11 protein-coding genes and 1 riboswitch are annotated in these 12440 nt (G+C 33.1%); of the genes, 8 read left to right on the forward strand and 3 right to left on the reverse strand.

The window, feature by feature from the left end:
- Window positions 1-311: 311 nt before the first annotated feature.
- From ACW0JX_RS06800 to cbpA, 3 genes are all read left to right on the forward strand, one after another.
- Window positions 312-2612 carry an NEAT domain-containing leucine-rich repeat protein gene (locus tag ACW0JX_RS06800; protein ID WP_095691185.1) on the forward strand — a complete coding sequence of 767 codons (2301 nt, stop codon included), beginning with the start codon at window positions 312-314 and terminating at the stop codon, window positions 2610-2612.
- A 298-nt stretch (window positions 2613-2910) separates the two neighbouring features.
- Complete coding sequence (locus ACW0JX_RS06805) at window positions 2911-3540, forward strand: class II aldolase/adducin family protein (RefSeq protein ID WP_000896010.1); 630 nt, start codon at window positions 2911-2913, stop codon at window positions 3538-3540.
- A 126-nt stretch (window positions 3541-3666) separates the two neighbouring features.
- Window positions 3667-4290: a cyclic di-AMP binding protein CbpA gene (cbpA, locus tag ACW0JX_RS06810; protein WP_016082373.1), complete on the forward strand. Its 624-nt coding sequence runs from the start codon at window positions 3667-3669 to the stop codon at window positions 4288-4290.
- A 156-nt stretch (window positions 4291-4446) separates the two neighbouring features.
- On the opposite strand, the gene ACW0JX_RS06815 is transcribed toward cbpA, so the two are convergent.
- Window positions 4447-5217: a divergent polysaccharide deacetylase family protein gene (locus ACW0JX_RS06815; RefSeq protein WP_001234111.1), complete on the reverse strand. Its 771-nt coding sequence runs from the start codon at window positions 5215-5217 to the stop codon at window positions 4447-4449.
- A 481-nt stretch (window positions 5218-5698) separates the two neighbouring features.
- Between ACW0JX_RS06815 and ACW0JX_RS06820 the strand changes: the two genes are divergently transcribed.
- Window positions 5699-5980, forward strand: coding sequence for an aspartyl-phosphate phosphatase Spo0E family protein (locus tag ACW0JX_RS06820; RefSeq protein WP_000495536.1), 282 nt, complete (start codon window positions 5699-5701; stop codon window positions 5978-5980).
- A 29-nt stretch (window positions 5981-6009) separates the two neighbouring features.
- On the opposite strand, the gene ACW0JX_RS06825 is transcribed toward ACW0JX_RS06820, so the two are convergent.
- The gene (locus ACW0JX_RS06825; protein ID WP_098975726.1) at window positions 6010-7506 is read right to left on the reverse strand and encodes a DUF3149 domain-containing protein; all 1497 of its coding nucleotides are present in this window, start codon (window positions 7504-7506) and stop codon (window positions 6010-6012) included.
- A 195-nt stretch (window positions 7507-7701) separates the two neighbouring features.
- Between ACW0JX_RS06825 and ACW0JX_RS06830 the strand changes: the two genes are divergently transcribed.
- The 4 genes from ACW0JX_RS06830 to ACW0JX_RS06845 all read left to right on the forward strand — a co-directional run bounded on the left by ACW0JX_RS06830 (window position 7702) and on the right by ACW0JX_RS06845 (window position 10894).
- Window positions 7702-8148, forward strand: coding sequence for a MarR family winged helix-turn-helix transcriptional regulator (locus ACW0JX_RS06830; protein ID WP_000203336.1), 447 nt, complete (start codon window positions 7702-7704; stop codon window positions 8146-8148).
- Between the two features lie 159 nt (window positions 8149-8307).
- Window positions 8308-10002 carry a M3 family oligoendopeptidase gene (locus ACW0JX_RS06835; RefSeq protein ID WP_063546912.1) on the forward strand — a complete coding sequence of 565 codons (1695 nt, stop codon included), beginning with the start codon at window positions 8308-8310 and terminating at the stop codon, window positions 10000-10002.
- A 139-nt stretch (window positions 10003-10141) separates the two neighbouring features.
- Window positions 10142-10675 carry a DinB family protein gene (locus tag ACW0JX_RS06840; protein WP_098975727.1) on the forward strand — a complete coding sequence of 178 codons (534 nt, stop codon included), beginning with the start codon at window positions 10142-10144 and terminating at the stop codon, window positions 10673-10675.
- A gap of 102 nt (window positions 10676-10777) precedes the next feature.
- Window positions 10778-10894, forward strand: a complete 117-nt coding sequence (locus tag ACW0JX_RS06845; RefSeq protein WP_000038355.1) for a DUF6254 family protein — start codon at window positions 10778-10780, stop codon at window positions 10892-10894.
- Between the two features lie 11 nt (window positions 10895-10905).
- Here ACW0JX_RS06845 and kinB read toward each other — a convergent pair whose 3' ends face one another.
- On the reverse strand, window positions 10906-12114 hold the full coding sequence (gene kinB, locus ACW0JX_RS06850; protein WP_000964151.1) for a sporulation sensor histidine kinase KinB: 1209 nt from the start codon (window positions 12112-12114) through the stop codon (window positions 10906-10908).
- Between the two features lie 206 nt (window positions 12115-12320).
- Window positions 12321-12364: riboswitch (PreQ1 riboswitch) on the forward strand.
- Window positions 12365-12440: the final 76 nt, after the last annotated feature.

Genomic DNA, 12440 nt, shown 5'->3' on the forward strand with positions numbered 1-12440 from the left:
CATCTCTTTCATATAATTTACCAATACAAAAAAAGTTGGCCGAAGGAAAGAAGGGAGAACATGTCAGAACGAATATATAATAAACTTGTATTGTACGCGAATATTTTGCAAAAAATTGGTGTCATCAATGAGAAGGAAAAAAGTGAAATTCTTCATACGATAGGTAAAAAAGCCCTTTGAATAAAGGGCTTTTTATTTTTTATCTTTAAAAATATAAATTTAATGTAATATTCTCATTGACAATGATAATGATATTCATTATCATTTATTTGTGGGTAATTGATAAGGGTTATCAATTATAAAAATTATATATGATAGGGGATATTATTTTGAAAAAAAATTATATGAAGGCGCTAGTAGTAGCGACAACATTAGCAATTCCATTTGCTACGTATTCTACTCCAGCATTAGCGGCATTAAAAGTTGAAGCAAATCAATCGGTAGCAGCAGCGAGTGATCGCACGTATGATACTGAAATTAAAATATATAAGGACCAAAAAGACGAGCCATCTATGGTTTCTCAATATATAAAAGATCCTAAAGTAACGATTGCAGCTGGTAAAAAAATTGTCACTGTAACAATGCAAGATAGCGATTATTTTCAATATCTTAGAATAGAAGATAGAAACCAGCCTGGTGTATTTCATGATGTGAAGGTTTTGTCAGAAGATAAGAGGAAGAACGGAACGAAAGTAGTCCAATTTGAAATTGGCGAGTTTGAGAAGAAGCACAATATGCAAATGCATATACTTATTCCAGCTATTGGATATGATCACAAATATCAAGTTCAATTTGAAATTAAAGATCCAACTGTAGGTAACAAAGAAACAGAGAAACTAGATGATAACTCTAATTCAGGCAATACGGAAACGGATAATCCAGTTGATAATCAAAATATGATAACAGATAACAAATTAAGAGAACTTGTGAATAAAAAAGTATTTAATAGAAAAGATTTAAATACACCAATTACGAAAGAAGAGTTATTACAAGTAAAGGATTTATTTTTAAATACAAATGAGATACTTGATTATAGTGCATTAAAATATATGCCAAATTTAAAATCTTTAACAGTTGCGAATGCGAAGATAAAAGACCCGTCGTTCTTTGCGAACTTAAAGCAATTAAATCATTTAGCTTTGCGTGGTAATGAATTTGCAGATGTAACGCCACTTGTTAAGATGGATAATTTAGAATCTCTTGATTTAAGTAATAATAAAATTACAAACGTTGCACCACTAACTGAAATGAAAAATGTAAAAAGTTTATATCTATCAGGCAACCAAATAGAAGATGTAACAGCATTAGCGAAAATGGAACAACTAGATTACTTGAATTTAGCAAATAATAAAATTACGAACGTTGCTCCATTAAGCGCTTTGAAAAATGTAACATACTTAACTTTAGCAGGTAATCAAATTGAAGATATTAAAGCGTTATATTCATTACCTTTAACAGATTTAGTATTAACACGTAATAAAGTTAAAGATTTATCCGGCATTGAGCAAATGAAGCAATTAGAAGAATTGTGGATCGGGAAAAATGAAATAAAAGATGTTACTCCTCTAAGTAAGATGACACAGTTAAAACAATTACACTTACCTAACAATGAGTTAAAGGATATTACGCCATTATCAAGTCTAGTAAACTTACAAAAGCTTGATTTAGAAGCGAATTATATTTCAGACTTATCACCAGTGAGCAATTTGAAAAAATTAGTATTTCTAAGTTTTGTTGCAAATGAAATCCGTGATGTCCGACCAGTTATAGAACTAAGTAAGACGGCTTATATTAATGTCCAAAATCAAAAAGTATTTTTAGAGGAAACAGAAGTAAATAAAGAAGTAAAAGTACCTATATATGAAAAAGATGGTGAGGTTTCTACGAAAATCCGTCTGAAGAGCGATAACGGTACGTATAGTAATGGTGTAGTGAAATGGAGTACACCAGGTGAGAAAGTATATGAATTTGGTGTGAAAGATCCATTCGCGGATACAGGAATCTTCTTTACAGGATCTGTTATTCAAAATGTAGTAGAAAGTAAAGACGGTAATACATCTAAAGAAGATGAGAAAACAGAAGTGGTAGAGTTTAAAGATGTGCCAAAAGGACATTGGTCAGAAGAAGCAATTAATTACTTAGCGAAAGAAAAGTTATTTATAGGCTATGGAAATGGTGAATTTGGATTTGGGGATAACATTACTCGTGGACAAGTAGCACTTCTAATACAAAGGTACTTAAAATTAGAAAATAATCTAAAACCAAAAACGACCTTTACAGATACGAAAGGAAATATGTATGAAACGGCTATTGATGCAGTAGTTCAAGCTGGGATTATGACAGGGTATGGAAATGATACATTCCGTCCAGATGGAGTATTAACTCGATATGAAATGTCAGTAGTACTACAAAGAGTATTTCAGTTAAAAGAAAATGAAAATAGTGCAGAGAATTTTAAAGATATACCAAATGGCCATTGGGCGAAAGGATATGTGAAAGCTTTAGTAGATAATAAAATATCAAAAGGTGACGGGGAAGGGAACTTTTTAGGAGATAATTTCGTAACACGTGAACAATACGCACAGTTTTTATATAATGCAATAAAGAAATAAAGTGAAGCTTTAATCAGTGGGGGTCTTACTGCCCGGTAAATAGCGGGATAAAAAATGAGGAAAATACGCTATTCTTTAATTAAAGAATAGCGTATTTTTTTATGTGCAAAATGAAATAGGAAATAGATAGGAGTATAGACATATGAATAGCCTATTTTAAAGAAGAACCACGAAACTATATTGACAAAAAAGCGTTCTCATGTGATAATTCAATTAAATTTTTAGAATAATCAAAAAATATTCCTTTTACATAGAAAGGATTCGAACCTTATATGAATATTATGCCGGGGGTGACGAAATGTTATTTTTTCTGAAGAGATGGAATGAATTAAAAGATGTGAAATCTGAATTGGCACTTCGTGATTGGTTTTATGGTACCAAAATTAGTTTATCGCTATGTACGTCAAAAGAGCCGTTAACATTCTTAGTAAATGTTGAGGGAAGAGATAAAGGGCTATTTTCGGAAGAAGATTTTATTGTCGTAAATTGCATGTGCGAGTCAGTATTTGAAAATGAAGAAAAACCAGCTGCAGAGTCATTTATGCATGCAGATATTTATAAAAAAAGTAGTGCAGGATGTATTTTACAAGTGCAGACTGTAGATAGTCATTTAATATCAGAGTTATATGGAGAAGAAGGAGAAGTAACGTTCGATAAACGCAGTGTGGAGCGTGTTTTCGGAAAAGAAGGTATAACAGAAATGACAATTCCAATTGTAGAAGATGAAAAAAAATTCGCTGATTTATTAGAAAGTAATGTTCCGAATTTCATTGAAGGTGGAGGAGTAGTTCTTGTTCATAATTACGGCATGATTGTGTGGGGGAAAACGCCAGAAGAATCAAAAAAATGGCTAGAGGGTATAGAATATTTAATGAACTATCATGTAAAGTTATTAATGATTAAGGGCGCAAGGAGCTCTGTTATATAAAAATGTATGTGATATGGATACAAGTTAATAAATAAATGAAAGCGTTTTAAAAATAATTTCACTCATAAAATATAGGTCTCCTTATTATATATAGATTACATGTTGACATGTAAGGAGGAACATATTTTGCGAGTTAAATATCATTTTCTGCCAAAGCAGCAAGTAACATTTTGCAAAATAAATGATTCTGGTGAAGAGGCACTGCAAATGATGAACGAAACGGGATTTCGAGCCATCCCGGTATTAGCAGAAGATGAGAAGAAATTCACGGGGATTATTTATAAAGTAGATTTATTAGAAAAAAAATGCAATAGCGGATTAGATCATGTAAGTGCAGGAGATATGCTTGACAATTCTAATGCATTTATTTTTGAAAAGGATTCCTTCTTCAGAGCCTTTTATGTAATTCGTCGGCTTCCGTTTTTAGCCGTGCTAAATGATTATAATGAATTTGTCGGTATGTTAACGCATTCGAATATATTTGATGTTATTGAAGATTCATTTGGTATGCGAACAGGTGGTTATATATTAACAATTGCAACACAAGATTGTAAGGGGACGATTAAAGAGCTTGGGACATTGTTAAAAGCATATAATATCGGTGGTTTGTTTACACTCGATAACGGTGATCAATATATCCGTCGGGTTATTGTAAATATATCAGATGAGTTAGATGAAAGAAGATTAAAGCAATTAATCGGAAAAATAGAGAAAAAAGGATTCAGAGTGAGTCATGTAGATTATATTTAAGTTAAAAAAGTACCTATCTGTTATATACAGATAGGTACTTTTTTGTCCCGCTATTTGTGGGCGGTAAGATCCCCACCTCAAAATTCAGTGAAAGCAATGGGGGGCTTCCCGTAAAAGTCCGATTGGTGAGGGCTGGTTATATGTGAGTAATGAACTTTATTTTGAAACAGGAGGCGGGGATAATGCTAGATCAGATAAAAAAATAAAGTCTGCATGCTCACGAATTTTAGGGATAGAAGTTTCAATAACGCGTGATGTAATTTCACCTGGGGGGCCCACATGCCCGATAGCTACCATAATGGGTTTTTCTTGAATTTTTTTGATGAGTAATTGGGCTTGTTTTGAAATATGTCCTGCTGTATACACATCATCAAAAAATAGTTGGTTTTCAATAATAGGAACTCCTAATTCTTTTCCGATTTTTGGGACGACACTCTTAGGATTCGTTTTACTATCTAGGTAAAATAAACCGTGTTTTTTACAAGCAGCAAGTATAAGGCGAACAATTCTTTCATCCGCTGTTACTTTTGACCCCATATGATTGTTCATTCCAATTGCATGCGGAACTTCTTGAATCGCTTGTTCAAGTCGGTTGTTTATTTCTTCATCGCTTAAATCGGTTGTAATGGCTTTCGGCCCAAGCCATTCTTTTTTACCTTTAATAGGTTCCATTGGCATATGTATAATAACTTCATGGCCTTTCTTATGGGCAGCTATTGCATCTTCTTTTGTGGAAGGAAGAAAAGGCATAACAGCAACAGTTAGTGGAATTGGAAGTGACAACATTTGATTAGTCCCCTTCATATTATTACCGAAATCATCAATGACAATAGCAACTTTATTCGTATGAGCAGTTGCTTGAATAGGAAATAAGAAGGACGGTAAAAACAAAACAATGATGAATAATGCAATCGTATATTTTCGCATATAAATATTTCCTTTCTCTTGTTATCCCGCTATTTGTGGGTAGTAAGACTCCCACCTCAACATTGGGCTGGATAGGTGGGAGATTCACTGCCAATAAACGCCCGATTGATGAATGCTAATAATCAGTGGGGCTGAACAAAAAACACTGATGAAAGTTTCACTTTATCAATCATCATTATGTTTTGCTTTTTTATATAAATTAAACAAAAAATGTCGAAGAAAAGTAGGTGGAAAATTAAGAATCCCCGGTTTACGTAGAATTTATAAAAAAAGAAGATGAAAAAAATGTCTATTATTGCGAATGTATTTACAAAGATAGAATAATTTGTAATAATTCTCAAAGTGAGGGTAAAGATTTGTAAATTACAGGGAGAAAATGTTAAATTTTCTGATTCTTCAAATTTGCATATGATTAAGTAGTTAAAAAAATTCAATGGAGAAGTGAAGTTAAGAGCATGGAAGTATAATAAGGGGGATATGGATGTTTACTGTAAAAAGGAAGTACACATTAGAAAAGCTTTCACGTGATATTCATATGAAACGTGAAGAAATGATTCAACTAGGATTAACAAGTGGGCTAAATAGTAGGGAGACAATTCAAGTTAGTCAAGAATTGGACAAGCTTATTTTACAATATCAATGTTATAAAGAAAAACAAACACCGAAATGGTTTTCAATTATAAAAATACCTATTTTCCAAATCGGGTATGAAGGAAAATCAAATAATTTTTGGCGAATGCTTGTGGCTGGTTTTATGAAATAAGTATAATTACCCTTATAGGATAAGGATAATTATACTATGTGTAACGGAATTTCGATATGAACTGTCGTTCCTTCATTTTCTGTACTGTCGATAAAAATATGCCCATTATACATCTCTACAATTCGTTTACATATGACAAGTCCAAGACCTGTTCCAGTATCTTTATTAGTAAAGAACGGATGAAAGAGGTGTTTTTGAATATGTTGTGGAATCCCTTTCCCAGTATCTATAATCTGCAATTGTGCATGTGTTTCATTGTTTTTTACTACAATGGTTAGTGTATCACTAGAAGTCATAGCCTCAATTGCATTTTTTGTAATGTTTAAAACCACTTGTTTCATATGGTCTTTCGAACAACGGATATGAACAGGATGGTCTGGCAAATGTAAATGGAATACAATGTTATGTAAATTCGCCTCAGATTGAATAATTAATGCTACCTCATTTAGAATTGTTCTTACATCATATGTTTGTTCGATGATGGCGGTTGGCTTTCCGAGAATAAGAAATTCACTTACAATTTCATTGATTCGCTCTATTTCTTGTTCAATTACGGAAAAGTAGAACTGATCTTGTTCATCTTTATATTTCTCTTTTAATAGAGCGACGAGTCCTTTAATTCCAGTAAGAGGATTACGGATTTCGTGTGCTGTACTTGCTGCAAAAGTTCCAACTAATTCAATTTTCTGTAGTTCGTTTTGTTGTCTTTCAAGTTTTGTTTGACGTTTTAACAACATATATTGAGCAAGTAAAAATAAAATAGATATTAAAAATAAAGTAGCGATACACTCTATTGCAACCCACTGGTATAAGGTTTTCTGATGAATAGGTAATGGAGAAACAGAGACCTTCCAATTTAATCTTTGGAGTGGGGTAGTAAGCATATTAGAATGCGTATCACTTGTGTCGTTATTATCATCGGTTAGAAAAACTACATCATGTTTATCAGTTACCTCAAAATGGTATTGTGGTTTAATGGCATTTAAAGAAGATGAAATGTAATCAAAGCGTAAACTAGCTAATAATAATCCTGAGAGCTCTTTCTGTTTATTGAATATGGGGGTAGCAATCATAATAGCTTTATGTCCAAGAACGCGATCAGTAATGACTGATGATACAGTGGTTTTTTTAGTTTGTAGCACGTCTTGAATATATTTACGGTCTGAAACATCTATAGGCTTTGATTCATCTTCAGATGAGATTGTAATGACCCCTTCTGGTGTAGCGTAATATAAACCAGAGAAGCGTGCATCGTTCCCATCTGTATCATGTACAATTTGTTTAATGCCGTTTATATTACCAGTCTCGGTGCCTACAACTTTTGCAAGCATGTCTAAAGCAGAAATTGCTTCACCAAGATGATGATCTAAATAATCTCTATATAAAAAGAGAACTGTATGAGCGGATAATTTGTTTTCCTGTTTCATTTTATATGTATGATACGAATAAAATGTAGCACCAATCCCTATTGTCGGTAGGATAACAAGCAATATATATATAATTATGCTTTGGAATTTGACTTTCAAATGTGGTACTCCTTCTTTTTTTATTATCATTATATATAAACTATGTTAAAATTGTCATGTTTTTATTCAAGAATGATTCTTAATATATTAGGGGAGAGGAAATGGATGAGTGAATGCTCATTCGGAATTCACATGAAGTATGAAGTGGCATTTTCTTTTTATTGCTGAGAATTTAAGTGAAGGGTTGAAAGTTCTATGACATCAAATAATGAACGAGAAGATATTTCTCAATCTTTAAAAGTATTTATTGCATTATCTCGTGTACATCGTTCTGTTATGGATACTACAAATAAATCTATACAAAGTAACGGGTTAAATCCAACTGAATTTGCTGTATTAGAACTGCTATATCATAAAGGCGGTCAACCACTCCAGCAAATTGGTGAGCGCATTTTAATAGCCAGTGGCAGCATTACATATGTTGTAGATAAGCTGGAGAAAAAGGGATTAGTAAAGAGAATCCCATGTCCGAATGACAGACGTGTTATTTACGCGCAATTAACTGAGTCTGGCGAGAACTTTATTGCTTCTATTTTTCCGGGGCATGAGAAAGTTATACATCAGTCTTTTGAAATGTTAACGAAAGATGAAAAAGATGAATTACTTGATCTATTAAAAAAAATTGGGAAGTATGAAAAATAATAATATGTTCCAAAGGAGCTTTGGATAAATAAATCCAGGGCTTTTTTATTTGCAATGAACTCAGAGTAGTCACTGCCGAATTTTGTTGAAAATTAAGAGGGAATTCGAGAATACGTATTGAATTATAATAAAGGTATGTAATGGAGAGGAGGCTCGTTCATGTCATTTAAAGACTATGAATATAAACGCCCAAATATTGAAGAGTTAAAAGAGAAATTTACTGTTGCTTTAGAGAAGTTTGATAACGCAAAAACTGTAGAAGAACAAAAACAAGTCATTCATTCAATTAATGAAATTCGCAACGATTTTGGTACAATGGGAAACCTTTGTTACATTCGCCATTCTGTTGATACGACGGATACTTTTTATAAGGAGGAGCAGGATTTCTTTGATGAATTCTCTCCAGTTGTACAAGGATATGGTACAAAATATTATAAGGCACTTATTAATTCTCCATTTCGTGAAGAATTAGAGGCGTATTATGGAAAACAATTATTTGCTCTAGCAGAATGTGATTTAAAAACATATTCAGATGAAGTCGTGAAAGATTTACAATTAGAAAATAAATTATCGTCGCAATATACACAGTTATTAGCATCCGCAAAAATTGACTTTGCTGGAGAAGAAAGAACGTTATCGCAATTGATTCCGTTTATGCAAGGAAAAGAAAGAAGCGAACGTAAAGCAGCAAGTGAAGCATACTACGGATTTTTAGCTGGAAATGAGGAAGAACTAGATCGTATTTATGATGAGCTTGTTAAAGTGAGAACGAAAATCGCAAAATCTTTAGGTTTCAAAACCTTTGTTGAACTTGGATATGCAAGAATGTACCGTACAGATTATAATGCGGAGATGGTGGCTAATTACCGTCAGCAAGTGCTGGATTATATCGTTCCCGTTACAACGGAATTAAGAAAGCGACAACAAGCACGTATCGGTGTAGAGAAGTTAGCTTATTACGACGAAAACTTTGAGTTTGCTACAGGTAACCCAACTCCAAAAGGAGATGCGGATTGGATTGTTGATCATGGAAAGACGATGTATAAAGAGTTATCGGCTGAAACAGATGAATTTTTCAATTTCATGCTAGATAACGATTTATTAGATTTAGTTGCGAAAAAAGGAAAAGCTGGTGGCGGATATTGTACATATATTGAGAATTATAAAGCGCCATTTATTTTCTCAAACTTCAATGGAACATCTGGTGACATTGATGTATTAACACATGAAGCAGGTCATGCTTTCCAAGTATATGAAAGTCGTAAATTTGAAATTCCAGAATATAATTGGCCAACATATGAGGCATGTGAAATCCACTCTATGAGTATGGAATTCTTTACATGGCCATGGATGAAGCTATTCTTTGAAGAAGATGCAGATAAATATTACTTCTCTCACTTAAGTTCAGCACTTCTGTTTTTACCTTATGGTGTATCTGTTGATGAATATCAACATTATGTATATGAAAATCCTGAAGCATCACCTGAAGAGCGTAAGACAGCGTGGCGTAACATAGAGAAGAAATATTTACCGCATCGTGATTATGAGGATAATGATTATTTAGAGCGCGGTGGTTTTTGGCAACGTCAAGGGCATATTTATAGCTCACCTTTCTATTATATTGATTACACGCTTGCTCAAATTTGTGCGCTACAATTTTGGAAACGTGCAAGAGATAATAGACAAGAGGCATGGGAAGATTATGTGAATCTGTGCCAACAAGGTGGAAGTAAATCGTTCTTAGAATTAGTAGAAGTTGCAAATTTAACATCACCATTTGCTGAAGGCTGTGTGAAAAGTGTTATTACAGAAATTGAAGCATGGTTACATGCGATTGACGACACAAAATTGTAAAAAACATGCGCTTTTTTTCACATGTTTAACATCGACATAATGGGAAAATGATGAGATAATAAAAGAAAATTCAGAATACTAAAGAGGTGTTTCTAATAAGGAGCACCTCTTTTCACCAACAAAAAGGGGGGAAAGAAGTATGCTTCAATCTAATATGGATGTGAGTTTAGAAAGTTTAGTAAGCTCATTACAGTCTACTCGAAGCACGCTATTATCAGAAATTGAAATGTTAAATGATACAGAAGTGAATGTAAAGCCACGCCGTGATAAATGGAGTATTATTCAAATTTTACACCACTTGCATTTAGTTGAACAATCTGTCACGTCTGCCCTTGTATATGCTTTACAAAAAAATGAAAGAAACATGACTCCATTTAAAGACCTCCAACTTACGATTGATCGCACACATAAACGAGAAGCTCCTCAGCAAATGCAACCAACAGAAACTTTAATGAAAAAACAGCAAGGAATTCAATTACTAGAACATTCACGACAAGAACTATTACATGCGCTTCATAGTGTTATAGATGAAAAAGATCTATTTGAAAATGGATTAAAGCATCCTGTTTTTAATGATCTGAATTTGTATCAATGGGTTCAATTTCTTGATTTGCATGAACAAAGACATCTTACGCAATTAAAAGAGGCGAAACATGCAATTTTGCAGCGCTAAAGTGGAAGAAGTGGGAAACCACTTCTTTTTTTGATACGTGCATAGTTTTCTTTCTTATTTTGGAATACTACATGGAGAAAGAAAAGAAGGAGTTGAAAAAATATGTCTAAGAAGAAGCGAGAAGAAGAGCGCGCCTGGAAAGCGCGTAAAGAAAATCAACAACCGCACGGAAAAGTGAAAGCTTTTGCTGAATTAGTTGAAGGAACAGAAAAAACGTGATGATTATTTCATCACGTTTTTTGTATGAGTGGAAAAGTTAATAAAAAGGTTGTACCGATTCCTTTTTCACTTATAATATCAATTTTTCCATTCATAGCTTGAACAACACTGAATACGACCATCATTCCAAGTCCAGTGCCTTTTTCTTTCGTTGAATAGAAAGGCGAGCCAAGACGTTTTACTTGTTCTGAATCCATACCGACTCCTGTATCTTTTATATATAACTGAATATGCTTATGATCAGGAACTAATGTGAAATAAAGATCACCGCCTTTTGGCATAGCCTCAATGCAATTTTTTAAAATATTTAATAAACATTGATTTAGTTTTTGCTTTTCTCCAGCGATAAAAAAAGAAGTGCTTTGCTTTATATAATGAGTACGTACATTTGTTAAATTAGCAAGCGGTGTAATTAACGACAATGCATGTAGTAATTCTTCTTCTAACTGTAATGTTTGTTCTTTTTCAATGCTTGGTTTAGCAAAGGTTAAATAATCTGTAAGAACATGATTTGCTTGTTCAATGCCGTTAATGGCAATGTCGATATATAATTTTCGTTCCTGCTCAGTGCATGTATCTGATTGTAACAGTTGTAAAAACCCTTTTGTTGAAGTTAATGGATTGCGAATTTCATGAGAGATAGACGCTGCCATTTCACCAATTAAATGAAATTTTTCAGCATTTATAAGTTCGTTTTGGAGACGAACTTGAGTTTGTAATATGTGTAGTAAATATAAAATTAGAATCGTACCAAGCATTGAACATAACTCATACACAATAATATGCGGTATATAATCAGTCTTATTTGTAACCTTTGAAAGGAAGAAGGGTATCCAACTAAATCCGTATGTGAGACTGTAGATAATAGCAAGTGTTATTTTTATACGATTAGAAGTTCGATTGAAAAATTTATATGTTAATAGTAGAACAATAAATAGAAGAACAGAACCGATAAGAGATGGGAAAACACCGATCCCACCTAATAATAAGCGATATATGTTTAATACGACTAAGATAGAACCACCAGCAATAGGCCCTCCCGTTAATGTACCGACAATTAATACAATATGGCGCATATCAAATTGAAAACCATTATTTGTTTTTGCTGCAAATGTAATACAGAGTACGGTAGCGAGGCAACAGAGTACAATGAATATAGCTGAATTTAATTTAGGAGAGCGTTTCCCTTTTTGATTCCAAAATAAATGATATACGAGCATTGTAATCAGGATGAATAATATATTTAAAAAGAGATAAATAATAAAGGATTTCAGTGGGATGCCTCCTCTCTTCTTATATTAAATTAATCATACTATAAAATGAAAGAAATGAAATGATAAATAGCGGAAAAATCAGAAATTTTTACGCTAGTATACAATATGTTACAATAAGCTGTGTCAATGAAAGAAGAAATTCCGTGCACCGCGCGGGAGAGGTTCGCGAACTCCCTCTATAAAAAACTATGGAAACAACAATATCCTTAGGTATTGTTTTGTTTTTTTATTGTGACAGTTCAAGAACGTTCTTTCTTCTTATTTATAGTAGA

It is taken from the genome of Bacillus sp. C-3-6, from assembly GCF_054509685.1.